Origin of the sequence: Streptomyces sp. NPDC057253, from assembly GCF_042669125.1 — a bacterium.
Lineage (GTDB): Bacteria > Actinomycetota > Actinomycetes > Streptomycetales > Streptomycetaceae > Streptomyces.
Window position 1 is genome coordinate 1 of record NZ_JBHUXV010000126.1, and the last position, 25,927, is coordinate 25,927.

Annotated in this window: 19 protein-coding genes; 10 read left to right on the forward strand and 9 right to left on the reverse strand. The window is 70.1% G+C overall.

What is annotated here, in order from left to right; translation table 11 throughout:
• Positions 1-40: 40 nt before the first annotated feature.
• The 3 genes from mtnB to ACFULQ_RS40625 are packed head-to-tail and all read right to left on the reverse strand — an operon-like array spanning position 41 to position 1,946.
• Positions 41-649 carry a methylthioribulose 1-phosphate dehydratase gene (gene mtnB, locus ACFULQ_RS40615; RefSeq protein WP_383554375.1) on the reverse strand — a complete coding sequence of 203 codons (609 nt, stop codon included), beginning with the start codon at positions 647-649 and terminating at the stop codon, positions 41-43.
• On the reverse strand, positions 646-1,365 hold the full coding sequence (gene mtnC / locus ACFULQ_RS40620; RefSeq protein ID WP_383554378.1) for an acireductone synthase: 720 nt from the start codon (positions 1,363-1,365) through the stop codon (positions 646-648). The genes mtnB and mtnC overlap by 4 nt, the downstream gene beginning before the upstream one ends.
• Positions 1,362-1,946, reverse strand: coding sequence for an acireductone dioxygenase (locus tag ACFULQ_RS40625; RefSeq protein WP_383554381.1), 585 nt, complete (start codon positions 1,944-1,946; stop codon positions 1,362-1,364). Before ACFULQ_RS40625 ends, mtnC begins: the two co-directional genes overlap by 4 nt.
• A 517-nt stretch (positions 1,947-2,463) precedes the next feature.
• Between ACFULQ_RS40625 and ACFULQ_RS40630 the strand changes: the two genes are divergently transcribed.
• The 4 genes from ACFULQ_RS40630 to mtnK are packed head-to-tail and all read left to right on the forward strand — an operon-like array spanning position 2,464 to position 7,332.
• Positions 2,464-3,561 carry a substrate-binding domain-containing protein gene (locus ACFULQ_RS40630; RefSeq protein WP_383554384.1) on the forward strand — a complete coding sequence of 366 codons (1,098 nt, stop codon included), beginning with the start codon at positions 2,464-2,466 and terminating at the stop codon, positions 3,559-3,561.
• Entirely contained in the window at positions 3,548-5,080 is a 1,533-nt protein-coding gene (locus tag ACFULQ_RS40635) for a sugar ABC transporter ATP-binding protein (protein ID WP_383554386.1), read from the forward strand. Before ACFULQ_RS40630 ends, ACFULQ_RS40635 begins: the two co-directional genes overlap by 14 nt.
• Before the next feature lie 25 nt (positions 5,081-5,105).
• Positions 5,106-6,152, forward strand: a complete 1,047-nt coding sequence (locus ACFULQ_RS40640) for an ABC transporter permease (protein WP_383554389.1) — start codon at positions 5,106-5,108, stop codon at positions 6,150-6,152.
• 10 nt (positions 6,153-6,162) lie between these two features.
• Positions 6,163-7,332 (forward strand): S-methyl-5-thioribose kinase, encoded by a 1,170-nt coding sequence (gene mtnK / locus ACFULQ_RS40645; protein ID WP_383554392.1) that lies wholly within the window; start codon positions 6,163-6,165, stop codon positions 7,330-7,332.
• Positions 7,333-7,394: 62 nt separating this feature from the next.
• Here the strand turns inward: mtnK and ACFULQ_RS40650 are convergent, their stop codons facing one another.
• From ACFULQ_RS40650 to ACFULQ_RS40665, 4 genes are all read right to left on the reverse strand, one after another.
• The gene (locus ACFULQ_RS40650) at positions 7,395-9,011 is read right to left on the reverse strand and encodes an FAD-dependent oxidoreductase (protein WP_383554395.1); all 1,617 of its coding nucleotides are present in this window, start codon (positions 9,009-9,011) and stop codon (positions 7,395-7,397) included.
• Between the two features lie 41 nt (positions 9,012-9,052).
• Positions 9,053-10,594, reverse strand: coding sequence for a glycerol kinase GlpK (glpK, locus tag ACFULQ_RS40655; RefSeq protein WP_030324323.1), 1,542 nt, complete (start codon positions 10,592-10,594; stop codon positions 9,053-9,055).
• Between the two features lie 49 nt (positions 10,595-10,643).
• Positions 10,644-11,444, reverse strand: a complete 801-nt coding sequence (locus tag ACFULQ_RS40660; protein ID WP_383554399.1) for an MIP/aquaporin family protein — start codon at positions 11,442-11,444, stop codon at positions 10,644-10,646.
• Positions 11,445-11,787: 343 nt separating this feature from the next.
• Positions 11,788-12,561, reverse strand: a complete 774-nt coding sequence (locus ACFULQ_RS40665; protein WP_383554403.1) for an IclR family transcriptional regulator — start codon at positions 12,559-12,561, stop codon at positions 11,788-11,790.
• Positions 12,562-12,846: 285 nt separating this feature from the next.
• Here ACFULQ_RS40665 and metH point away from each other — a divergent pair, with 285 nt between their 5' ends.
• The 4 genes from metH to ACFULQ_RS40685 all read left to right on the forward strand — a co-directional run bounded on the left by metH (position 12,847) and on the right by ACFULQ_RS40685 (position 20,907).
• On the forward strand, positions 12,847-16,368 hold the full coding sequence (gene metH, locus ACFULQ_RS40670) for a methionine synthase (RefSeq protein ID WP_383554405.1): 3,522 nt from the start codon (positions 12,847-12,849) through the stop codon (positions 16,366-16,368).
• Between the two features lie 139 nt (positions 16,369-16,507).
• Positions 16,508-17,206: an HAD family hydrolase gene (locus ACFULQ_RS40675; RefSeq protein ID WP_383554407.1), complete on the forward strand. Its 699-nt coding sequence runs from the start codon at positions 16,508-16,510 to the stop codon at positions 17,204-17,206.
• A gap of 434 nt (positions 17,207-17,640) precedes the next feature.
• The gene (locus tag ACFULQ_RS40680) at positions 17,641-19,245 is read left to right on the forward strand and encodes an ABC transporter substrate-binding protein (protein WP_383554410.1); all 1,605 of its coding nucleotides are present in this window, start codon (positions 17,641-17,643) and stop codon (positions 19,243-19,245) included.
• Positions 19,246-19,326: 81 nt separating this feature from the next.
• Positions 19,327-20,907, forward strand: a complete 1,581-nt coding sequence (locus tag ACFULQ_RS40685) for an ABC transporter substrate-binding protein (protein WP_383554413.1) — start codon at positions 19,327-19,329, stop codon at positions 20,905-20,907.
• Positions 20,908-21,001: 94 nt separating this feature from the next.
• Here ACFULQ_RS40685 and ACFULQ_RS40690 read toward each other — a convergent pair whose 3' ends face one another.
• Positions 21,002-21,673 carry a response regulator transcription factor gene (locus ACFULQ_RS40690; protein WP_020141342.1) on the reverse strand — a complete coding sequence of 224 codons (672 nt, stop codon included), beginning with the start codon at positions 21,671-21,673 and terminating at the stop codon, positions 21,002-21,004.
• A 14-nt stretch (positions 21,674-21,687) separates the two neighbouring features.
• Positions 21,688-22,557 (reverse strand): RecB family exonuclease, encoded by an 870-nt coding sequence (locus tag ACFULQ_RS40695; protein ID WP_383554421.1) that lies wholly within the window; start codon positions 22,555-22,557, stop codon positions 21,688-21,690.
• Positions 22,558-23,353: 796 nt separating this feature from the next.
• Here ACFULQ_RS40695 and ACFULQ_RS40700 point away from each other — a divergent pair.
• A complete protein-coding gene (locus ACFULQ_RS40700; RefSeq protein WP_383554416.1) occupies positions 23,354-24,934 on the forward strand; it encodes a site-2 protease family protein in 1,581 nt (526 codons plus the stop codon).
• A gap of 38 nt (positions 24,935-24,972) precedes the next feature.
• Positions 24,973-25,875 carry a tRNA (adenine-N1)-methyltransferase gene (locus tag ACFULQ_RS40705; protein WP_383554419.1) on the forward strand — a complete coding sequence of 301 codons (903 nt, stop codon included), beginning with the start codon at positions 24,973-24,975 and terminating at the stop codon, positions 25,873-25,875.
• The last annotated feature ends 52 nt before the right edge of the window (positions 25,876-25,927 follow it).

Here is a 25,927-nt window from a genome sequence, read left to right on the forward strand (position 1 = left end):
CTCTCGGGTCCCCTGGACCAGGGACCCCCCTCTCACCGTCTCAGCGGCCCGTGAGCTCCAACTCCAGCAGCCACTCCACCACTTCGGTGTGATGTCGGGCCTGGCGCGGATCGGCGCCCCACACGTACAGCCCGTGCCCGGCCACGACCACCGCCGGCATCCGAGGATCGCGCGCCGCCTCCAGACGGTCCCCGAGCACCTTCATGTCCTGGCTGTTGGCGATGACCGGCAGGGTCACCTCGACGTCGTGCGCGGGCTGGCCGACCCCCTTGAGCATCTCCAGGTCGCTGAAGACGATCCCGCCCGGCTCCCGCCTGCCCATCGCCACCGAGGCGACGGTGTGCACATGGACCACGGCACCGGCCCCGGTGAGCGCGGCCACGCGCGCGTGCAGCTCGGCCTCGGCGGACGGCTTGCCACCCTGTACGGCCGCTCCCTGCCCGTCCACCAACACCACGTCCGCGGGCGTCAGTTCACCCTTGTCGTGACCGCTGGCGGTGACGGCGAGCCGCAGCGGCTCACGCGAGAGCACCACGGACAGGTTGCCGGAGGTCCCCCGCATCCAGCCGAAGGAGGCGAACCGGGCGGACTCGGCGGCGAGGACCGCCCCCGCCTCTTCCAGGTCGAGTGCGCTGATGTCGGCGGTCACGTGGTGCTCCCAGAAACGGTGATCTCGTCGAACGTCCCCGCCGCAGCGTGGTCGCCGACGCCTTGCTCGAAGTACGGCTCCCCGGGCCGCCGGATCCCGACGGTGTGCCAGCCCGCCTCGCGGGCCGCGTCCAGCTCACCGGGCCGGTCGGAGAGGAACAGCAGACGGTCCGCCGCGATGCCGGTCGCCGAGGCGATCCGGCGGTACGACTCCGCCTCCTGCTTGGGTCCGGCGTTCTCGGTGTCGTAGAGCCCGGAGAGAAGGGAAGTCAGGTCGCCCTCGGGGCTGTTGGTGAACCACGCCCGCTGCGCCGCCACCGACCCCGAGGAGTAGACGTACAGCCGTACGCCCGACGCGTGCCAGGCGCGCACCCGCGGTACGACGTCGTCGTAGAAGTGCGAGACGAGCTCGCCCCGGGCGAAGCCCTCGGACCAGACGAGGCCCTGGAGCGTCTTCAGCGGGGTCGCCTTGCGGTCCTCGTCGAGCCAGGAGTTCAGCGCCTTCTCGACGCGTGCGGCGTCGGCGTCCGGTTCGCCGATCTCCTCGCGCACCTGGGCCACCGCCCGGGCCACCTCGGGCTCCTCGGCCCGCTCGGTGAGCAACTCGGCGAAGCGCGCCCGGGAGTAGGGATAGAGCACGTCGACGACGAACCCCGTGGCGCTCGTCGTGCCCTCGATGTCGAGCACCACGGCGTCGACCTCGTGACGCAGGCTCACGCCTGGTACCCGGCCGCGATCGTGTCGTAGTCCGGGAAGCGCGAGGCGATGGTGGAACCGGTGAAGTTGCCGATCCAGCCGTCCTCCTCGTGGAAGAAGCGGATCGCCGTGAAGGACGGGTTCGTGCCCATGTCGAACCAGTGGGTGGTGCCGCGCGGCACGCCCAGCAGGTCGCCCTTCTCGCAGAAGACCGCGTGCACCTCGCCGTTCACGTGCAGATAGAAGATGCCGGAGCCGGAGACGAAGAAACGCACCTCGTCATCGTCGTCGTGGGTGTGCTCCTGAAGGAACTTCTCCCGGGCCGCCTTGGCCTTCGCGGGGAACTCCGGGTCGTCGCTCGGGTGCAGACCGAGGACGTCGACCGTGGTGAAGCCCTCCTCGGCGTTCAGCTTGTCGATCTCGGGGCCGTAGGCGGCGAACACGGTCTCGCTGTCGGCGTCGAACGGGACGTCCTCGCGGACCGGCCACTGCTCGTAGCGCACGCCCAGCGGCTTCAGCGCCTCGGCGATCTCGGCGGGGTCCGAGGTGCGGCGGACCAGGGTCTCGGGGCCGGACTCGGACCAGGTGGTCAGCAGCGTCATGGGAACAACTCCAGGGCTCTGGAAGGGAAGTCCGGATACCGGGACAAGCACCGGACGGGCGGGGGAGGAAGAGGGGCGGCGGAGACGGTACGGCGAGGGCGGGTCAGCCGCGACACAGCGCGCGGCAACAGCGGCGCATGGCGGGCATGCACATCGCTTTCGCGTCAGCTGTCGTCATCGGGGCCTCACTGTGCCGGGTCGGATGCCGGTTCTGTGATGGTAACCGGGGCCGTGACCTGCACCTGGTGTGATGTAGTCGTTGTCTCACCTGCTGAGAAAGCGGTTCCAAAACATTTGACGTGTGGCTGAAATCGTTCTCATGATCTGCGTATGAAGACGCTGCTGCTCGTGCGGCGGCTGTACGTGGACCTGCTTCGGACGACCACCGCCAGCTGTCGCTGACCTCTTCCGGAGCCCTCTCGCGCCCCGCCACCTCCGACTTCGGTGGCGCATTTCCCCTGCCCGCTCCGGGACGCTCGCCTCTCTTGTCTTCTTCCCTTCACCCCTGGAGCCCTTCATGTCCCGCGCCCGTCTTCCCCTCGCCGCGCTGTCCCTCGCGTCCGTCTCCGCCCTCGTGCTCTCCGGCTGCTCGCAGTCCACGGACGCCTCGAAGAACACCGGCGACACCGCCGCCTCCGCCTCGGCCGCCACCGGCAAGAAGCCCGCCCCCTTCAGCGCGGGCGCGGTCAAGGTCGCCCTGGTCCGGCAGAGCGGCGCCGGCGACTACTTCGAGCAGTGGGGCAACGGCGCCAAGGCCCAGGCCAAGGCCCTCGGTATCGACCTGACGGTGTACGACGCCCAGGCCGACAACGCCAAGCAGGCCACCGACCTGTCCTCGGCGATCAACTCCGGCGCCAAGGCGATCATCATCGACCACGGCTTCCCGGCGACCATCCAGCCGGAGATCGACAAGGCCGTGAAGAAGGGCATCAAGGTCGTCGTCTACGACGTCGAGACGCCCACCAAGGGTGTGGTCAGCACCGAGCAGGACGACGCCAGCATGGCCCAGGCCGTCCTCGACGTGATGGCCAAGGACCTCGGCAAGAACGCCAAGGTCGGTTACGTCAACGTCGCCGGTTACGCGGCCCTCGACAAGCGGAACACCGTGTGGGCGAAGGAGGTCGCCGGTCAGGCCTGGAAGCAGCAGTTCAAGGTCGGCAAGGTCACCGACTCCACGGCCACTGACAACGTTCCCCTGGTCTCCGCCGCCCTCACCCAGCACTCCGACGTGACCGGCATCTTCGCCCCCTACGACGAGCTCGCCAAGGGCACGGTCCTCGCCGTCCAGAACAAGAAGCTCCAGGACAAGGTGAAGGTCTTCGGCGCGGACGTCTCCAACGCCGACATCCAGCAGATGACCGCCGCCGACAGCCCGTGGGTCGCCACCGCCGGCACCGACCCGTCCGCGGTCGGCGCCGCCGTCGTCCGCACCACCGCCCTGGAGCTGGCCGGTCAACTCAACAAGTCCTCCGTCGAGTTCCCGGCCGTCGCCATCACCCAGGACTTCCTGCGCGCGAAGAAGATCGAGAACATGGACCAGCTGCGGGCGGCCCTTCCCGCGCTGAACCTGTCCCAGGTCTCGACCGCGGACTGGATCTCGAATGTCGCCCACTGACGTCAGCCACGCAAAGGCAGCTGTCAGTCTCACGGATGTCAGCATGGCGTTCGGCGGCAAGACCGTGCTCGCCTCCGTCTCCCTCGACGTCGCCCCGGGCAGCGTGGTCGCGCTGCTCGGGGCGAACGGGGCCGGAAAGTCCACGCTGATCAAGATCCTGTCCGGCGTGCACACCGGTCACGGGGGCCAGGTACGGGTCGCGGGGGAGCCCGCCGCTCTCCAGTCCCCGCTCGCCGCCCGGCAGTTGGGCATCCAGACCGTGCACCAGCGCATCGGCGAGGGCGTCGTGCCGGGCCTCTCGGTCGCGGAGAACCTGGTCTTCGAGGAGCTGGCGCAGGCACGCGGCAACCCCTTCCTGAACGGGCGCCGGCTGCTGGCCCGCGCCCGCGAGATCCAGGCGGGCCTCGATCTCGGCTGGAGCGACGCCGTCCTCAAGAAGGACGTCACCGAACTCGGCATCTCCGACCGCCAGTTGCTGATCCTCGCCCGCGCCCTGGCCACCCGCCCCCGGCTGCTGATCCTCGACGAGCCGACCTCGGCCCTGTCCGCCGCCGAGGCCGAACGCCTCTTCGCCCTGGTGGAGAGGATGCGCGACGACGGCATCGCGGTCCTCTACGTCTCCCACCGCCTCGGCGAGATCGACGCGCTCGCCGACCGCCTGGTCGTCCTCAGGGACGGCCGTCTCACCGAGGACCAGACCAAGCCCTTCGACTGGGACGCGGCCCTGCGCGCGATGCTCGCCCAGGCCCAGGAGGCGACCACGGCACGACCCGTACGGGAGGGCGCCGAAGGCGAGGTCGTGCTCTCCCTGCGGGGCGTACGGCTCTTCGAAGGCCGAGCCCCTCTCGACCTCGACCTGCGCACCGGCGAAGTCACCGGCATCGTGGGCCTGTTGGGCGCCGGGAAGACCGAGCTGGCCCGCGGCCTGTTCGGCGCCGAGCCCTTCAGCACCGGCTCCACCGCACTGGACGGCGAGCCGTACGCGCCGAAGAGGCCCGCCGACGCCATCCGGGCCGGAGTCCACCTCGTCCCCGAGGACCGGCACGCCGACGCCCTCGTCCCCGGCTGGTCGCTGGCCCAGAACGTCTCGCTGCCGTTCCTGAAGTCCCTCTCGAGAGCCGGACTCGTTCAGCGCGGCAAGGAGGACACCCTCGGCCGCGACACCATCGAGGCCCTCGGTGTCGTCGCCCGCGACGAGCACAGCACCGTGGAGGAGCTGTCCGGCGGCAACCAGCAGAAGGTCGTCGTCGGCCGCTGGCTCGCCGAGACCCCCCGAGTCCTCATCCTGGACGAGCCGTTCCGAGGCGTGGACATCGGTGCCCGCCGGGACATCGGCCGCCGCGCCCGGACCCTCGCCGCCGAGGGCGCCGCCGTGCTCGTCCTGTCCGCCGACGTCGACGAGGTCCTGGAGATCGCCGACCGGGTCGTCGTGCTCGCCGCCGGTGAGATCCACCTCGACGCGTACGGCGAGGACGCGGAACGCGACCGCGTGATCCAGACCATCTCGGCGTCCGTGTGACCCCGGCTCCCTGAGGAACTACGCCATGACCACCACCCAGAGCACGGAAGTCCCCACGAAGGCGGCGCTCCCGTCCGCCGGCAGCACCGCCGTACGCGTCCAGAACGCCGTCATCAAGTACGGCTTCATCTTCGTCACGGTCGCGCTGTTCCTGTACTTCGCGCTCAGCGAGGGCTCCTTCCGCGAGTCGGCGACCCTCCTCGACACCCTCCGCTACGTCTCCGTCGCCGCGATCCTCGGCCTCGGCGTCACCCTCACCATGGCCGTCGGCGGGATGGACATGTCCGTCGGCGCGGTCGCGGGCCTCGGCGTCTCGGTCGCCGCCCAGACGATGGTCGTCCAGAACCAGGTCGGCACGGTCGCCATCGTCGCGGTCCTCGCGGCCGGCGCCCTCGCCGGCCTGCTCAACGCGCTGCTGATCGTCGTACTGAAGATCCCCGACATGCTCGCCACCCTCGGCACCATGTTCGTGATCCAGGGCGGCAAGCTCATCCTGGTCGACGGCCAGTCCATCACCCCGGGCATGACCCTGGACGACGGCACCACGGCCCCCGGCCGGTTCACCGCCGGGTTCCTGCGCATCGACCGCGGCACGGTCCTCGGCATCCCGATCTCCGTGCTGATCTTCGGCGGACTGACCCTCGCCGCCTGGGTCTTCCTCGCCCGCACCCGCTGGGGCCGGGTGCTGTACGCCATCGGCGCCAACCCCGAGGCCTCCCGCCTGGCCGGCATCCGCGTCGGCGCGTACCGGGCGCTCGCCTACGTCCTCTCGGGCGTCCTCGCCTCGATCGGCGGGCTGATCCTGGCGTCCCGGATCGGCCAGGGCGATGTCTCGGCCGGAACGTCCCAGCTCCTGGAGGCGGTTGCGGTGGCCCTCGTCGGCACCTCGGTCCTGGGCCGGGGCCGCCCCAACGTCTGGGGCACGGCCCTCGGCGCGGTGCTCATCGGCATCATCACCACCGGCCTGACCATCAAGGGACTGCCCTACTACACCCAGGACGTCGTCGAGGGCGCGGTCCTCATCCTCGCCCTGGTCTTCAGCTTCACGTTGTCCAAGCGCCGTACCGCATAGGGGAGTTCAGATGGGTTACCGCATCCTGGAGACCGAGGACATCCCGGCGTACCTGCGCGAGCGCGGCCACTGGGAGGACCTGGACGACATCGAGGTCCGCGAGGTCTCCGACGGGAACGTCAACCGGGTGTTCCTCGCCTCGAACGCCTCCGGCACCCGCAGCCTCGCCCTCAAACAGGCGCTGCCCTGGGTACGCGTCGCCGGTCCCTCCTGGCCGTTGAGCCCGGACCGCGCCAACGCCGAGGCCCGCGCCTACGAGCAGCTCGCCAAGGTCGCACCCGAGGAGATCCCGGCGATCCACGGCTACGACCCCGAGAACTACGCCCTCGTCATGGAGGACCTCTCCGACCTGGAGGTCCTGCGCACGGTCCTCAACGAGGGCGCGTCCTACGGCCCGCACACCTCCCCGCAGATCGGCCGCCTGGTGGCCCGACTCGCCTTCTCCACCAGCGACTTCGGCATGCCCTCCGCCGAACGCAAGGCGCTGATCGCGGCCTCGGTCAACCCGGAGCTGTGCAAGATCACCGAGGACGTGGTCCTGTCCGAGCCGTACATCGAGCACGAGCACAACCACTGGCACGAGGGGGTGGACGACCTGGCGGCAGCCTTCCGCTCCGACGCCGTGCTCCGCACCGAGGTCGCCGACCTCCGCCACGTCTTCATGACCAGCGCCCAGGCCCTCCTGCACGGCGACCTCCACTCGGGCAGCGTCATGGTCGGCACCCGGGAAGGCGCCCCGGTCGTGCGCGTCTTCGACCCCGAGTTCTCCTTCGTGGGCCCGATCGGCTTCGACCTCGGCCTGTACTGGGCGAACGCGCTGGTCTCCGAGGAACGGGCCCGCGCGCTGGGCCGCTTGACGGACCACGCGGACCAACTCCGGCTGTCCTGGGAGGCGTTCGAGGCCGAGTTCCGCCACCTGTGGCCGACCCGCGTCGACACCTTCTTCGACGACGCCTACCTGGACCGCTTCCTGGGGCGGGTCTGGACCGACTCCCTGGGCTTCGCGGGCACGGAGATCATCCGCAGGATCATCGGCTTCGCGCACTTGACGGACCTGACCACACTCCCGGACCCGGTGGAGGCATCCCGCAGGGCACTGCTGATCGGCCGCGAACTGATCGTGCGCCGCGAGGAGTTGAGGAACGTTCACGCTGTAAGGGCGGTAGTGCAACCCACTTAGCCCGCAGACGGCACAAAAGGGCGGCCCCTCACGACGAGGAGCCGCCCTTTCCGTGTTTCCGCCTACTTCTTGTCGAGCACGTCCTGCACCTTCGCGCGCACCTCGTCCGTGGCCAGGCCGCGGATCGTGAGGGTCGTGCGGCGGCGCAGCACGTCGTCCTGGGTCTCGGCCCACTCGTTGTCGCGGGCGTAGACGACCTGCGCCCAGATCTCCGGGGCGTCGGGGTGCACCCGCCGGCCCAGCTCCGGGTTCTCGTTGGCCAGGCGCGCGATGTCGAAGGCCAGCGAGCCGTAGTGGGTCGCCAGGTGCTTCGCCGTGTCGGCCGCCATGCGGGGGCCCGGCGCCGGGTTGTCGACCAGCAGCCGGTGCGCGACCGCGCGCGGGTTGGCGACACCCGGGAGGGGGAGCTTCTTAGGCAGCGAGGAGATCGGCTCGAAGTCGTCGCCCAGCGGAGCGCCCGGCAGCGCCTCCAGCTTCTGCATGACCGTACGACCGATGTGCCGGAAGGTCGTCCACTTGCCGCCCGCCACGGACAGCATCCCGCCCCGGCCCTCGGTGACCACGGTCTCGCGCTTGGCCTTGGCGGTGTCGCCGGGACCGCCCGGCAGCACCCGCAGACCGGCGAAGGCGTAGGTGATGAGGTCACGGTCGAGCTGCTGGTCGCGGATGGAGAACGCGGCCTCGTCGAGTATCTGGGCCGTGTCCTTCTCGGTGACCGAGACGTCCGCCGGGTCGCCCTCGAACTCCTCGTCCGTGGTGCCGAGGAGCAGCATGTCCTCCCACGGCAGCGCGAAGGTGATCCGGTACTTGTCGATCGGGGTGGCCAGCGCGGCCTTCCAGGGCGCGGTCCGCTTCAGGACCAGGTGCGCGCCCTTGGACAGCCGGATGGACGGAGCCGCGTTCGGGTCCTCCATCCTGCGCAGGTGGTCCACCCACGGGCCGGTCGCGTTGAGCACGAGCCGGGCGTTGACGCCGAACTCGTCACCGGACTGGCGGTCGCGCAGGTCCGCGCCCGTCACCCGGCCCTTGGTGAACCGCAGCCCGGTCACCTCGGCGTGGTTGAGCACGACCGCGCCCGCCTCGACGGCCGCGCGGACCGTCATCAGCGCCATGCGCGCGTCGTTCATCTGGTCGTCGCCGTACACGGCCACGGCCTTGAGGTTGTCGGTGCGCAGCTCCGGCACGTCCTGCGCCGCCTTGGCGGGGGACAGGAGGTGACCGACGCCGTCACCGAACGCGGAGAGCGCGGAGTAGGCGAAGACGCCCGCCCCGAGCTTCGCCGCGCCGTGCGGCCCGCCCTTGTACACGGGGAGGTAGAAGGTGAGCGGGTTCGCCAGGTGGGGGGCCACCTGGCGGGAGACCGCACGGCGCTCGAAGTGGTTCTCCGCCACCAGCTTCACCGCGCCGGTCTGCAAGTAGCGCAGACCGCCGTGGAGCAGCTTGGAGGAGGCGGAGGAGGTGGCGCCGGCGAAGTCGCCGGCGTCGACCAGGGCCACCCTCAGGCCGGACTGCGCGGCGTGCCAGGCGGTGGAGATGCCCAGGATGCCGCCGCCGATCACGAGAAGGTCGTACGACGCCTTGGCGAGCTGCTCCCGGGTCTCGGCGCGGCTCGGGTTCGAGCCGGAGGCCGGGCGTGTACCGAGGGCAGGCACGGACTGGAGGGTGGACTGACTGGTCATGTGGGGTTCTTACTCCTCGTCAGAGCTGTTGAGGGTGTTTCTCAGCTCTCGTCGTCCTCGAGCCAGCCCATGGTCCGCTCGACGGCCTTGAGCCAGCTCTTGTACTCACGGTCGCGGGCGTCCGCGTCCATGCGGGGGGTCCACTCGGCGGCCCGGCGCCAGTTGGCGCGCAGGTCGTCGGTGCTGGTCCAGAAGCCGACGGCGAGACCGGCGGCGTAGGCGGCACCGAGGCAGGTGGTCTCGGCGACCATCGGGCGCACCACGGGCGCGTCCAGGAAGTCCGAGAGGGTCTGCATCAGCAGGTTGTTGGAGGTCATGCCGCCGTCGACCTTGAGGGCCGCGAGCTCGACGCCCGAGTCCTTGGTCATGGCGTCCGTGATCTCACGGGTCTGCCAGGCGGTGGCCTCCAGGACGGCGCGGGCCAGGTGCGCCTTGGTGACGTACCGGGTCAGACCGGCGATCACACCGCGGGCGTCGGAGCGCCAGTACGGGGCGAACAGACCGGAGAAGGCCGGCACGAAGTACGCGCCGCCGTTGTCCTCGACGGAGAGCGCGAGCGTCTCGATCTCGGCGGCGGTGGAGATCAGGCCCATCTGGTCGCGCATCCACTGCACCAGCGAACCGGTGACGGCGATCGAGCCCTCCAGGGCGTAGACCGGCTTGTCGTCGCCGATCCGGTAGCCGACCGTGGTCAGCAGGCCCGAGTAGGAGTTGATGATCTTCTCGCCGGTGTTCATCAGCATGAAGGTGCCGGTGCCGTACGTCGACTTGGCCTCGCCCTCGGCGAAGCAGGTCTGGCCGAACAGGGCCGCCTGCTGGTCGCCGAGCGCGGAGGCGACCGGGATGCCGCCGAGCAGGTCGCCCAGCTTGCCGCCGGTGACCTCGCCGTAGACCTCGGCGGAGGAGCGGATCTCCGGGAGCATCGACAGCGGCACGCCGATGGACTCGGCGATCTTCTCGTCCCACTCCAGCGTGTGGAGGTTCATCAGCATGGTGCGGGAGGCGTTGGTGACGTCGGTGTAGTGCTTGCCGCCGTCGACACCACCGGTCAGGTTCCAGATGACCCAGGTGTCCATGGTGCCGAAGAGGATGTCGCCGCGCTCGGCGCGCTCGCGCAGCCCCTCGACGTTGTCGAGCAGCCAGCGGGCCTTCGGGCCGGCGAAGTAGGAGGCCAGCGGCAGACCGGTCTCGCGGCGGAAGCGGTCCTGGCCGACGTTGCGGCCGAGCTCCTTGCACAGCGCGTCGGTGCGGGTGTCCTGCCAGACGATGGCGTTGTGGACGGGCTCACCGGTGTTCTTGTCCCAGAGGAGAGTCGTCTCGCGCTGGTTGGTGATGCCGATGGCCTTGATGTCGTCCCGGGTGATGCCGGCCTTCTGGATGGCTCCGGCGACGACTTCCTGGACGTTGGTCCAGATCTCGTTGGCGTTGTGCTCGACCCAGCCCGGCTTCGGGAAGATCTGCTCGTGCTCCTTCTGGTCGACCGAGACGATACGGCCGTCCTTGTCGAAGACGATGCAGCGGCTGGAGGTGGTGCCCTGGTCGATGGCGGCGATGAAGGGGCCGGCGGTGTGGGCGTCGGTCACTGTCTACTCCTGGGGTTCCGTGGGTTTCGGGGGACGTTCTACCGGTGCTTTAAGCAAAAGCGACGTTGTAGATGCCTGCGGCGATCGCGCCGCCGATCAGCGGACCGGCGATCGGGACCCAGGCGTAGCCCCAGTCGGAACCACCCTTGTTGGGCAGGGGCAGGAGGGCGTGCACGATACGCGGACCGAGGTCACGGGCCGGGTTGATCGCGTAACCGGTCGGGCCACCGAGGGACAGACCGATGGAGACCACGACGAACGCGGTGATGAGGGCGCCGAGGGTGCCCAGGCCCTTGCCGTCGCCGTTGAGGCCCTGGGTGAGGACGGCGAGCACCAGCACGATGGTGCCGATGACCTCGGTGGCGACGTTCTGCCAGGCGACCCGGACCTCGGGACCGGTGGAGAAGATGCCCAGGACCGGGCCGGCGCCCTTCTCCTGCGCCTCGACGGCCTTGGCCGCGGTGGCCTGGGCGCCGGGAGCGCCGACGATCTCCTTGTCGGTGAGGTGCGCGTGGAACTGGCCGTAGTAGGCGATCCAGACCAGCGCCGCGCCGATCATGGCGCCGAGGAGCTGACCGCCCCAGTAGATCGGGACGTCACTCCAGGAGATGCCGTCCTTCTTGAGCGCGAGGGCGAGCGTCACGGCCGGGTTGAGGTGGGCGCCGGAGAGCGGCGCCGAGGTGTAGACGGCCGTCAGAACGGCGAAACCCCACCCGAAGGTGATGGCGAGCCAGCCGGCGTTGCGGGCCTTGGAGGCCTTCAGCGTCACGGCGGCGCAGACACCGCCGCCGAGCAGGATGAGTATGGCGGTACCGATGGTCTCGCCGATGAAGATGTCGGAGCTGGACACCCGCGACTCCTTTGTCCTTCGTCCAGGGGACCGAACCCCGGGTCCCTCCGGAGGTTCGAGCTGCCCTCGGGGGTGAGGGCGATGCCGGCCCATGGCGTTGTCACACTCTAGCGCGTATTGCCGGTAGGTGTTCGACAATGCCGACCGATGGACGGGAGTCTTGCTCCGGGGTTACGTGCACGTCAAGGGTTCTGTTGTCGAAAACTCGATCGTTATTGGCGGCTGTGAGTCAACGATCATGTTTTGGCGGTTTGTGACGTTATGTCAGGGTACGACTGAGGGCCGGTACGTCACCCGACGTGCCGGCCCCTCTCGCGGTCCTCGGGACCGCTTCAGGCAGCGCTCAGAACCGCCCCGCGCCCAGATCCCGCGACACCGCGCGGGCGCAGTCCCGGACCGCCGCGATCAGCTCCGGACGCAGCGCACCCTCCTCGTCGGGCCGGCACAGCCGCTCCACGGCCCCGGTGATCCCGACCGCGCCGACCGGCATGCGCCGCCGGTCATGGATGGGCGCGGCGATGGACGCGACGCCCTCCCAGGTCTCCTCGATGTCCGCCGCGTACCCACGCGCGCGCGTGATGTCGAGGATCTGCTCGAAGTCCTCCAGCTCGCACACGGTCCGGTCGGTGAACGGCTTGCGGTCGCTCTCCAGTGCCTCGCTGTGCGCCACCGGGTCGTACGCCGACAGCACCTTGCCCAGCGCCGTGCAGTGCAGCGGCTGCATGGCCCCGATCTCCAGCACCTGCCGGCTGTCGTCGGGCCGGAACACGTGGTGCACGATCAGCACGCCCTGCTGGTGCAGCACGCCCAGATGGACGCTCTCGCCGCTGGAGCGGGCCAGGTCGTCGGTCCACACCAGCGCACGCGCGCGCAGCTCGTGCACGTCGAGATAGGTGGTGCCCAGGCGCAAAAGCTCGGCGCCCAGCTGATACCGCCCCGAGGCCTCGTCCTGCTCCACGAACCCCTCCGCCTGGAGGGTGCGCAGGATGCCGTGCGCGGTGCCCTTGGCCAGGTCCAGGGACGAGGCGATGTCCGACAGGCCGAGTCTCCGCTCGCCGCCCGCGAGGAGCCGCAGCATCGCGGCCGCCCGTTCGAGCGACTGGATGTTCCGTGCCATCGCCGTGCTGCCTCCGTCCCCTTCGACTGCCGAGTGTTACGGCGTCGCTGCCAGTGTTCGGCAATGCCGAACACTACCGGTCCATGCCGACCTCCCGCTAATGGTCGGTCGACATCTGTTGCGTCACTGGTATCCCGCCGGTGACCTGCCCGCCATCCTCGTCCGTCCCGTGGACGTGCCGACCATCCGCACCGGGACCCGGCTACCCTGGCGTGGTGCGCCCGGCGTGGGACGTCTCGCGGGCGCCATGAAGCCGACAGCCGTCGCAACTGAGGGAGCCCTTTCATGGCCTCGTCGCCACTGACCCCTTCCGCCGACAGCCGGACCCGTGTGTCCGCGCTCCGCGAGGCGCTCGCCACCAGAGTGGTGGTCGCCGACGGAGCGATGGGCACCATGTTGCAGGCCCAGGACCCCACTCTTGAGGACTTCGAGAACCTTGAGGGCTGCAACGAGATCCTGAACGTCACCCGCCCCGACATCGTCCGCTCGGTCCACGACGCCTACTTCGAGGTGGGCGTCGACTGCGTGGAGACCAACACCTTCGGCTCCAACCACACGGCCGCGTCCGAGTACGACATCGCCGACCGCGTGCACGAACTGTCCGAGGCCGGTGCCCGGATCGCCCGCGAGGCGGCCGACGAGCACACCGCCCGCGACGGCCGTCAGCGCTGGGTCCTGGGCTCCGTCGGCCCCGGCACCAAGCTGCCCACCCTCGGCCACATCGACTACGCCACCATCCGCGACGGCTACCAGGCCAACGTGGAGGGCCTCCTCGCCGGCGGCGCCGACGCCCTCATCGTGGAGACCACTCAGGACCTGCTCCAGACGAAGGCCTCCGTGCTGGGTGCCCGCCGCGCGCTGGAGGCGACCGGCGCCGACGTACCGCTGGTGGTCTCCATGGCCTTCGAGACCACCGGCACCATGCTGCTGGGCTCGGAGATCGGCGCCGCGCTGACCGCGCTGGAGCCGCTCGGCATCGACATGATCGGCCTGAACTGCTCGACCGGCCCCGCCGAGATGAGCGAGCACCTGCGCTACCTCGCCCGGCACTCCCGCATCCCGCTGCTGTGCATGCCGAACGCGGGCCTGCCGATCCTCACCAAGGACGGCGCGCACTTCCCGCTCGACCCCGAGGGCCTGGCCGACGCCCAGGAGAACTTCGTCCGGGACTACGGCCTCTCCCTGATCGGCGGCTGCTGCGGCACCACCCCCGAGCACCTGCGCCAGGTCGTCGACCGCGTCCGCGACCTCACGCCCGCCGAGCGCACCCCGCACCCCGAGCCCGGCGCCGCGTCTCTCTACCAGACGGTCCCGTTCCGCCAGGACACCTCCTACCTGGCCATCGGTGAGCGCACCAACGCCAACGGCTCGAAGAAGTTCCGCGAGGCCATGCTGGAGGCCCGCTGGGACGACTGCGTGGAGATGGCCCGCGAGCAGATCCGCGAGGGCGCCCACATGCTGGACCTGTGCGTCGACTACGTCGGCCGGGACGGCGTGGCGGACATGCAGGAGCTGGCCGGCCGGTTCGCCACCGCCTCCACCCTGCCGATCGTCCTGGACTCCACCGAGGTCCCCGTCATCCAGGCCGGCCTGGAGAAGCTCGGCGGCCGCGCGGTCATCAACTCCGTCAACTACGAGGACGGCGACGGCCCCGAGTCCCGCTTCGCGAAGGTCACCCGGCTCGCCAAGGAGCACGGCGCCGCGCTGATCGCGCTGACCATCGACGAGGAGGGCCAGGCCCGCACCCCCGAGACCAAGGTCGCCATCGCCGAGCGGCTGATCGAGGACCTGACGGCCAACTGGGGCATCCACGAGTCGGACATCCTCATCGACACCCTGACCTTCACCATCTGCACCGGTCAGGAGGAGTCCCGCAAGGACGGCATCGCCACCATCGAGGCGATCCGCGAGCTCAAGCGCCGCCACCCCGACGTGCAGACCACGCTGGGCCTGTCCAACATCTCCTTCGGCCTCAACCCGGCCGCCCGCATCCTGCTCAACTCGGTCTTCCTCGACGAGTGCGTCAAGGCGGGCCTGGACTCGGCGATCGTCCACGCGTCGAAGATCCTCCCGATCGCCCGCTTCAGCGAGGAGGAGGTCCAGACCGCCCTCGACCTCATCTACGACCGCCGCAGCGAGGGCTACGACCCCCTCCAGAAGCTGATGGCCCTGTTCGAGGGTGCCACCGCCAAGTCCCTCAAGGCGGGCAAGGCCGAGGAGCTGGCCGCGCTCCCGCTGGAGGAGCGCCTCAAGCGCCGCATCATCGACGGCGAGAAGAACGGCCTGGAGGCCGACCTCGACGAGGCCCTCCAGACGCGCCCCGCCCTCGACATCGTCAACGACACCCTCCTGGACGGCATGAAGGTCGTCGGTGAGCTCTTCGGCTCCGGCCAGATGCAGCTGCCCTTCGTGCTCCAGTCCGCCGAGGTCATGAAGACCGCGGTGGCCTACCTCGAACCGCACATGGAGAAGGTCGAGGGCGAGGAGGCCGGCAAGGGCACCATCGTGCTGGCCACCGTGCGCGGCGACGTCCACGACATCGGCAAGAACCTCGTCGACATCATCCTGTCCAACAACGGCTACAACGTGGTCAACCTGGGCATCAAGCAGCCGGTCTCCGCGATCCTGGACGCCGCCGCCGAGCACCGCGCCGACGTCATCGGCATGTCGGGGCTGCTGGTCAAGTCCACGGTGATCATGAAGGAGAACCTGGAGGAGCTCAACTCCCGCGGCCTGGCCGCCGACTTCCCGGTCATCCTCGGCGGAGCCGCGCTGACGAGGGCGTACGTCGAACAGGACCTGCACGAGATCTACGAGGGCGAAGTCCGCTACGCCCGCGACGCGTTCGAGGGCCTGCGCCTCATGGACGCCCTGATCGGCGTCAAGCGGGGCGTGCCCGGGGCGAAGCTGCCCGAACTCAAGCAGCGCCGGGTGCGTGCCGGTGCCGTACAGGTCGAGGAGGAGCGGCCCGAGGAGGGGCACGTCCGCTCCGACGTGGCCACCGACAACCCGGTGCCCACTCCGCCGTTCTGGGACACCCGCGTGATCAAGGGCATCCAGCTCAAGGAGTACGCCTCCTGGCTCGACGAGGGCGCCCTGTTCAAGGGCCAGTGGGGGCTCAAGCAGGCCCGTACCGGTGAGGGACCGACCTACGAGGAGCTCGTCGAGACCGAGGGCCGGCCCCGGCTGCGCGGCCTCCTCGACCAGCTCCAGACCGAGAACCTCCTGGAAGCCGCCGTCGTCTACGGCTACTTCCCGTGCGTGTCCAAGGACGACGACCTGATCATCCTGGACGAGGAGGGCAACGAACGCACCCGCTTCACCTTCCCGCGCCAGCGCCGCGGCCGCCGGCTGTGCCTCGCCGACTTCTTCCGCCCGGAGGAGTCGGGGGAGACGGACGTCGTCGGCCTCCAGGTCGTCACCGTCGGCTCCCGGATCGGCGAGCAGACGGCCAAGCTCTTCGAGGCGAACGCCTACCGCGACTACCTCGAACTGCACGGCCTGTCCGTCCAGCTGGCCGAGGCACTCGCCGAGTACTGGCACGCGCGCGTGCGGTCCGAGCTCGGCTTCTCCGGCGAGGACCCCAACGAGATCGAGGACATGTTCGCCCTGAAGTACCGGGGCGCCCGCTTCTCGCTGGGCTACGGCGCCTGCCCCAACCTGGAGGACCGGGCCAAGATCGCCGACCTGCTCCGGCCCGAGCGCATCGGCGTCCACCTCAGCGAGGAGTTCCAGCTGCACCCCGAGCAGTCCACGGACGCGATCGTGATCCACCACCCGGAGGCGAAGTACTTCAACGCCCGCTGACGCCGCTCACCGGGCCGCCCGCGGCTCCACGGAGCGCTCGCCGAGCACACTGATCGGATAAGTCGTACACTGGTCGGTCCACCGCAGGCCGGTTCCCTTCGTGGGAACCGGCCTGCTCGTCCCTCAAGGAGGTACGTGGATGACCAGCACGGTCCCCGCACCAGTAACCCGTACGGCAGACGGCTCCGCCCTCCAGGCCGTCCTCCTCGACATGGACGGCACCCTGGTGGACACCGAGGGCTTCTGGTGGGACGTCGAGGTCGAGATCTTCGCCCGCCTCGGCCACACCCTCGACGACTCCTGGCGCCATGTCGTGGTCGGCGGCCCCATGACCCGCAGCGCCGGCTTCCTCATCGAGGCCACCGGCGCCGACATCACCCTCCCCGAGCTCACCGTCCTGCTCAACCAGGGCTTCGAGGACCGCATCGGCCGCGACCTGCCCGTGATGCCCGGCGCCCCCCGGCTGCTCGCCGAGCTCTCCGCCCACCGGATCCCCACGGCCCTGGTCTCCGCCTCGCACCGGCGCATCATCGACCGCGTCCTCACCTCGCTCGGCCCCCAGCACTTCGCCCTGACGGTCGCGGGCGACGAGGTGTCGCGCACCAAGCCGCACCCCGACCCCTACCTGTTCGCCGCCGCCGGACTCGGCGCGGATCCGGCCAGATGCGCGGTCGTCGAGGACACCGCGACCGGAGTGGCCGCGGCCGAGGCCGCAGGCTGCCAGGTCGTGGCCGTGCCCTCCGTCGCGCCCATCCAGCCCGCGCCCGGACGCACCGTCGTGGGCTCCCTCGAAGAGATCGACCTGACTTTCCTGCGCGGCTTGATCAGCCTTCGATGACGGAAATGCCTCCGGTGTTCACCCAGCGTGCAACGCGGATAGCGCGGTAATTCCCCAGACTCTCGTCGAAAGAATTCGAAGCGCGCCGGATGGCCGAATTCCGGTCGGCTGCCGCCCCGTTACGGGTGTGAGGTTCCCCACTCGACGGAGGCTCGACAGTCGGGCGAGCCTGTGCCGGATGCCCCGCTCCCGGAGCCCCGGCCGTGCCCATGTGTCCCGATTGATGGAATCCTGCACTAATCCTTCCCCCGTCGGGTTTTCGGTGCGTCCACGCCCGGTTCCGCTGTGTGATGGCACTTCAACTCCGGTGCCCGCGAACCCTCCTTCAGGTGCGGACTAATCTCCTGCTGAGAACCTCGCCCCACCCCCGTGATCCGCCGCACCACCCATGCATGTCGGGTACACGGACCCAAGAGCTCTGGAGAAACTCGAGCATGAACCGCAAGACTTTGGTGCTGCCGACCGTCATCGGTCTGCTCGCGCCGGTACTCGCCGCCTGCGGCGGGACCGACAGCGGCAGCGGCTCGAGCGATGCGATCGTCGTCGGTACCACCGACCGGTTCACCGCCACCAAGGACGCTCCGGCGCCGCTCGACCCCGCCTACGCCTACGACGTCGGCACCTGGAACGTTCTGCGCCAGACCGTGCAGACCCTGATGATCCAGCCCAAGGGCGACGGCGACCCCGTCCCCGAGGCGGCCCAGTCCTGCGGCTTCAGCGACAGCGGCAACGAACGCTACGTCTGCACCCTGCGCGACGGCCTGAAGTTCGCGAACGGCGACGCCATCACCGCGGCCGACGTGAAGTACTCCATCGACCGCGCCCGTGCCCTCAAGGCCGACTCCGGCGTCTTCGCCCTGCTGTCCACCATCGACACCGTCGAGACCAAGGGCGACCGCGAGGTCATCTTCCACCTCAAGACCGCCGACGCCACCTTCCCGTACAAGCTGTCGACCCCGGTCGCCGGCATCGTCAACCCCGACGACTACGAGAAGGGCAAGCTCCGCGACGGCTTCGACGTCGACGGCTCCGGCCCCTACACCATGAAGCCCGACGTCGAGAACGACGAGCTCGTCGACGCCGTGTTCACCAAGAACCCCAACTACAAGGGGTCGTTGACGGTGAACAACGACAAGGTCGAACTGCGCTCCTTCAGCGACGCCGAGGCCATGGGCAGCGCCCTCAGCAAGGGCGACATCGACCTGATGACCCGCACCATGTCGCCCACGCAGATCCAGAAGCTCTCGAACGAGTCCGGCGGCGACATCGACCTCGTCGAGATGGCCGGCCTGGAGATCCGCTACCTCGCCTTCAACACCAAGGCCCCCAGCGTGGAGTCCAGGGCGGTACGCCAGGCCATGGCCCAGCTGATCAACCGCAGCGAACTCGTCTCCAAGGTCTACGGCACCCAGGCCGAGCCGCTCTTCTCGCTGGTCCCGGCCTCCATCACCGGCCACTCCAACGCGTTCTTCAACAAGTACGGCGACCCGAGCGTCACCAAGGCCAAGTCGCTGCTGAACCAGGCCAACATCACCACCCCGGTGAAGCTGACCCTCCACTACACGACCGACCACTACGGGCCGGCCACCAAGGAGGAGTTCGAGGACCTGCGCAAGCAGCTCAACGACAGCGGGCTCTTCGAGGTCAGCATCCAGGGCACCCCCTGGGACACCTTCCGCCCGGCCGAGCAGAAGGGCAAGTACGACGTCTACGGCATGGGCTGGTTCCCGGACTTCCCCGACGCCGACAACTACCTGGCGCCCTTCCTCGACAAGGACAACTTCCTCGGCTCGCCGTACGCCAACGCCCAGATCCGCAACACCCTGATTCCGGACTCCCGCCGCGAGGCCGACCGCATCGCCGCCGCCGGAAGCCTCACCGAGATCCAGGACATCGTCGCCGACGACGTCCCCGTGCTGCCCCTGTGGCAGGGCAACCAGTACGTCGCCGCACGCGACGACGTCACGGGCACCGCCTACGTCCTCAACTCCTCGTCGACGCTGCAGCTGTGGGAACTCGGCAAGGGCGTGAGCGGCTGACCGGCCGACGCCCCCTTCGCCCCGAGCCGCGGCGGACCCGCCCGGCATCCCGAAAAAGAATCGACGACAAGGCATTCGCACGTGAACAAGCGCTTCCAGTGGCCTGTCCTGCCGCTCGTGGCAGGCCTGGCCTCCGGCCTGCTGACCGGCTGCGGCACGGGGTCCGGTGACTCCGGTTCCGGCGGCTCCTCCGTGGTCATGGGGATGTCCGACGACGTCCTCGCCACCGACCCGGCCTCCGGCTACGACCCCGGCTCCTGGCTGTTGTTCAACAACGTCTTCCAGTCGCTGCTCGGCTTCCCCAAGGGCGGCACCGAACCGGAGCCGGACGCCGCCGAGAAGTGCGAGTTCACCGACACCAAGACCCAGGTGTACGAGTGCACCCTCAAGGACGGCCTCAAGTTCAGCAACGGTGACCCGCTCACCTCGAAGGACGTCAAGTTCTCCTTCGACCGCACGCTGAAGATCGACGACGACGCCGGTCCCGCGATCATGTTCCCGATGCTCGACAAGGTCGAGACCCCGGACGCGAAGACCGTCGTCTTCAAGCTCAACACCCCGGACGCCACCTTCCCCAGCAAGATCGCCTCCGGCGCCGGCTCGATCGTCGACCACACCCAGTACGACGCCGACGGCCTCCGCAAGGACGGCAAGGCGGTCGGCTCCGGCCCGTACAAGCTCGACTCGTTCGACGACGACCAGGCCGTCTTCTCCGTCAACGAGAACTACAAGGGCAGCGCCGAGACCCACAACTCCGGCGTCACGCTGAAGTTCTTCCACGGCGACCAGGGCGCCCTGAAGACCGCCCTGACCGACAACAAGATCGACCTCGCCTACCGCGGTCTGACCGCCGGCGACATCACCGACATCGAGAACGCCTCGCCCGACTCCGGAGTCGAGGTCGTCGAGGGCACCAGCGCCGAGGTCCAGCACCTCGTCTTCAACATGAACGACCCGGTCACGGGCCGGATCGGGGTCCGCAAGGCGATCGCCTACCTGCTCGACCGCGAAGCCCTCATCCACGACGTCTACCAGGGCACCGCCACCGCGCTCTACTCGATCATCCCGGCCGGTATCGCGGGCCACAACACGGCCTTCTTCGACACCTACGGTGCCCAGCCCTCCCGGGCCAAGGCCGCCAGTGCGCTCGCCGACGACGGCGTCACCGGCAAGGTCAAGCTGACCCTGTGGTCCACGCCCTCCCGCTACGGCCCGGCCACCGACCAGGAACTCAGGACGATCGCCAAGCAGCTCAACGCGAGCGGACTGTTCGACGCCGACGTGAAGTCCGTGGCCTTCGACCAGTACGAGAAGGACATCGCCGCCGGCAAGTACGGCGTCTACGTGAAGGGCTGGGTGCCCGACTACCCGGACGCCGACAACTTCACGGCCCCCTTCTTCGGCAAGGGCAACGTGCTGGACAACAACTACAGCAACAGCAAGATCACCGGCACCCTGATCCCCGAGACCGCCGCCCAGCCGGACCGCTCCGCCACGGACGACCACTTCGGCACCCTCCAGGACATCGTCGCCCGGGACGTCCCGGTCCTGCCGGTCTGGCAGGCCAAGCAGTACGCCGTCGTCCGCGACGACGTCTACGGCCTGGAGTACTGCCTCGACGCCTCGACCGTCTTCCGCTTCTGGGAGCTCAGCAAGGGCTGACCCGGCCCCGCGGACACGAAGAGGGCGCCCCCTGTCAGGTAGGGGGCGCCCTCTTCGCCGTACGGCGCCGCGCGCTCGGGGTACGGCTGCCGGGCTACTGCGCGCCAGGGCGGACCAGGCCGCTCTCGTACGCGTACACCGCGGCCTGCACCCGGTCCCGCAGCCCCAGCTTCGTCAGGACATGACCCACATGCGTCTTCACGGTGGTCTCGCTGACGAACAGGTCCGCGGCGATCTCCGCGTTGGACAGCCCCCGCGCCACCAGCTTCAGCACCTCGACCTCGCGGTCGGTGAGCGTGTGCAGGGTGTCCGGCACCGGCTCGTCACCGGACGGCAGATGCGTGGCGTACTTGTCGAGCAGCCGGCGCGTGATGCTCGGCGCCAGCATCGCCTCGCCCGCGGCCACCACCCGGATCGCCTGCACCAGTTCGTTCGCCGGGGCGTCCTTCAGCAGGAAGCCGCTGGCCCCCGCCCGCAGCGCCTCCACCACGTACTCGTCGAGGTCGAACGTGGTCAGCACCAGCACCTTCGCCGGACCGTCCCGCCCGGGACCGGTGATCTGCCGGGTCGCCTCCACACCGTCCATCCGCGGCATACGGATGTCCATCAGGACCACGTCGGGCTGGAGCGCCCGCACCTGGTCGAGAGCCTGAAGGCCGTCTCCGGCCTCGCCCACGACCGCGATGTCCTGCTCGGCCTCCAGAATCATCCGGAAGCCGGTTCGCAGCAGCGGCTGGTCGTCGACCAGTAGGACGCGGATGGCCACGTAAGTCTCCTTCGCTAGTCCGGCCCCATTCTGCCCTGCTGGGCCTGTTCGGACTGCGCCGCCCTCACCGGCAGCGGATAGGGCGGGGGAGTGCCGCCGAACTCCGGGCAGTGCTCCTGGTGGTCGCACCAGCCGCACAGCTTGGTCGGGCGGGGCCGCCAGTCGCCCGTCTCCGTGGCCAGCCGGATCGCCTCCCACAGCGCCAGCAGCTTGCGCTCCACGCGCTCCAGGTCGGCGAGGACGGGGTCGTACGTCAGGACGTCACCGCTGCCGAGGTAGACGAGCTGGAGCCGGCGCGGGATCACGTTCTTCAGCCGCCACACCACCAGGGCGTAGAACTTCATCTGGAACAGCGCGCCCTCGGCGTACTCGGGGCGGGGCGCCTTGCCCGTCTTGTAGTCGACGATCCGCACCTCGCCGGTCGGCGCCACGTCGACCCGGTCGATGATGCCGCGCAGCATCAGCCCCGACTCCAGCCGCGCCTCGACGAACAGCTCGCGCTCGGCGGGTTCGAGCCGCGTCGGGTCCTCCAGCGTGAACCAGCGCTCCACGAGCCGCTCCGCCTCACCCAGCCAGCGGGCCAGCCGCTCGCCGTCCGGATCGTCGGCGAACAGCTCGACCACTTCCGGGCGGCTCTCCCTCAGCCGGTCCCACTGCCCCGGAATCAGCGACTTGGCGGCAGGCGCGGTCCGCTCCCCGGCGGGCACGTCGAAGAGCCGCTCCAGCACGGAGTGCACGAGGGTCCCCCGTGTCGCCGCCTCACTCGGCTTCTCCGGCAGCCGATCGATCACCCGGAACCGATACAGCAAGGGACACTGCATGAAGTCACCGGCACGAGAGGGCGAGAGGGAGCCGGGGGCGACGGGACCCCGGCCCACCTTCACGACGGCGGCTGGACCGGCTTCCTGCTCAGCCCTGGGGTTGGCCGCAACGGGTTCTCCAACTGCTCCGGCGCCGGCGGCGAGGGGTTCCCCGATCGCGCCGGGCCCGGCTGCGGCCGGGTCCTCCAGGACCTCGGGGCCGCCCGCGACCTGTTGCGCGTCAGCCGCGGCGGGTCCGTCGACCGTCTCGGGGTGTGCCGTGACCGTGTCCTCGGCCCTCTCGGGGGCGGCTTCGACCGGTGCTCCGACCGGGCTGGGGGCAGCAGCGAAGGGCGCCTCGACCGCTCCGGGGGGAGTCGCGCCCCGCGCCTCCGCTCCAGGGGCGGCCGAGTCCGGTTCCGCGCTCGGGTCGGAGGCGGCTGGGAGGGGTTCCTCGATCTCCTCGGGCGTTGCCGTATCCGGTGACGTCGCTCCCGGGCCCGCCGTGTCCGGTGCAGCCGCCACCAGGTCGGTCGGGTCCGGCTCTCCGTTTCTGGCGTCGCCGGTCGCGTGAGGTTCCGCGGCCGGCCCGGCGGTGGGCGTGGCCGTCTCGGGGTGTGCCGCCACCTGCGAGGGTGCCGTCCCCGGGGGCTCGACCGGGGCCTCGGCCGGGGTCTCGGCCGTGCCCTCCGTGCTCGTCTCCATGACCACAGACCATACGGCCCGCCACTGACAGTGACCCAGCCGCGACCGTGACGGCTGCGACCCCTGGGGAAACACAGGGGGTGCCGGGGCCGAACACGTCGCGACCGCCGCATACCATCGACCCGAGACCCTTCCGCACGGCAGGCGCGGAAGACGCTGCGAACGAGGGGACATCGTGGACGAGAGCGGCGGGAGCGGGCAGCCGCGATCCGGCACGGACGGGTCGGCCAAGCCCCACGCAGGGCCCCCGGCCCGGACCACCGACCACACACCCCCCCACCCCCACGACAACGGGACCCGGCCGACCACCGACCAGCCGGCCGAAGCCACCGACGCTGCACCGCAGCCGGCCCCCGACGCCGGCCCCGCAAAGGACACCCCGGCGCCCGAGACTGCCGACGCCGGCCCCGGCACTCCCGCCGGCGCGGCCGACACAACCAACACACCGGACGCCGAACACACAGCCGAAGCCCCCACCCCGGACACCGCCCAACACGCCGACGTGACCCGGCAACCCGGCCAGAAGCCCGAAGACGCCGCCGACCACCACCGCACCCTCGCCCACTCCGGCACCGCCCCCAAGAACCCCCCGCCGACGTCCCCCCAGCCCCGCGGCGGACTGCTGATGGGCCGGCCCTTCGGTGTGCCCGTCTTCGTCGCCCCCAGTTGGTTTCTCGTCGCCGCGCTCATCACCTGGGTGTTCGGCGGCCAGCTGGAGCGCGTGCTGCCGGACCTCGGCGCCGCCCGCTACCTGGTCTCCCTCTTCTTCGCCGTCGCCTTCTACGCCTCCGTCCTGGTCCACGAACTGGCCCACACCGTCGCGGCCCTCCGCTTCAAACTCCCCGTCCGCCGCATCCAGCTCCAGTTCTTCGGCGGCGTCTCCGAGATCGAGAAGGAGGCCGAGACCCCCGGCCGCGAGTTCGTGCTGGCGTTCGTCGGCCCGCTGCTCTCCCTCGTCCTCGCCGGCCTCTTCTACCTCGCCATGCAGCCCGTCGAACCCGGCACGGTCCCCGGCGTCCTGCTCGCCGGCCTGATGATCTCCAACCTCATCGTGGCCGCCTTCAACCTCCTGCCCGGCCTCCCCCTGGACGGCGGCCGCATGCTCCGCGCCGTCGTCTGGAAGATCACCGGCAAGCCCATGAGCGGCACCATCGCCGCCGCCTGGGTAGGCCGCGCCCTCGCCGTCTGCGTCCTCATCGGCCTCCCGCTGCTCACCCAGTCCGGCGCCCTCGGCTCCTCCGCCGAGGACAACGTCGGCATGGACACCGTGATGGACGCCCTGCTCGCCGCGATCCTCGCCGCGATCATCTGGACCGGCGCCGGCAACAGCCTCCGCATGGCCCGCCTGCGCGAACACCTCCCCGAACTGCGCGCCCGCACCCTCACCCGCCGCGCGGTCCCCGTCGAGACGGACACCCCCCTCTCCGAGGCCCTGCGCCGCGCCAACGACGCCGGCGCCCGCGCCCTGGTCGTCGTCGACCCCGAGGGCACCCCGCTCTCCCTCGTCCGCGAGGCCGCCATCGTCGGCGTACCGGAACACCGCCGCCCCTGGGTCGCCGTCAGCGGCCTCGCCCAGGACCTCACCGACGGCATGCGCGTCTCGGCGGAACTCGCGGGAGAGGACCTCCTGGACGCCCTGCGCGCCACCCCGGCCACCGAGTACCTCGTCGTCGAGGAGACCGGCGAGATCTACGGCGTCCTGTCCGCCGCCGACGTCGAGCGCGCCTTCGTGAAGGCCATGGCCAGGCCGTCCTAGTGGTCGGCGGCCCCTCCCAGGACCGGTAGGCTGTTCACATGTCCGAACCGACCGGTGCCGCCCGCAGGCGCGGGCCCTTCAAGGTCGGGGACCAGGTTCAGCTGACCGACCCCAAGGGCCGCCACTACACGTTCACGCTCGAAGAGGGAAAGAACTTCCACACCCACAAGGGTTCCTTCCCGCACGACGAGCTGATCGGCGCACCCGAGGGCAGCGTTGTCCGCACCACCGGTAACGTCGCCTACCTGGCGCTGCGCCCCCTGCTCCCCGACTACGTCCTGTCCATGCCCCGCGGCGCCGCCGTGGTCTACCCCAAGGACGCGGGGCAGATCCTGGCGTTCGCCGACATCTTTCCCGGCGCCCGCGTCGTCGAGGCAGGCGTCGGCTCCGGCTCGCTCAGCAGCTTCCTGCTGCGCGCCATCGGCGACCAGGGCATGCTGCACAGCTACGAGCGCCGCGAGGACTTCGCCGAGATCGCCCAGCAGAACGTGGAGCGCTACTTCGGCGGCCCGCACCCCGCCTGGCAGCTCACCGTCGGCGACCTCCAGGACAACCTGTCCGACACCGACGTGGACCGCGTCATCCTCGACATGCTCGCCCCCTGGGAGTGCCTGGAGGCCGTCTCCAAGGCGCTCGTGCCCGGCGGCATCCTGTGCTGCTACGTCGCCACCACCACCCAGCTCGCCCGGACCGTCGAGTCCATCCGCGAGATCGGCTCCTTCAACGAGCCGACCGCCTGGGAGACGATGATCCGCAACTGGCACATCGAGGGCCTCGCCGTCCGCCCGGACCACCGGATGATCGGCCACACCGGCTTCCTGCTCACCGCCCGCCGCCTCGCGGACGGCGTCGAGCCGCCCATGCGCCGCCGCCGCCCCGCCAAGGGCGCCTACGGCGAGGACTACGCCGGCCCCAACGCCGACGGAGGCTCCGGCCGCTAGGGCGGCCCCGTGCCGCATCCAACGTACGGGCGCCGGGGTGGAGTTCCCGTGG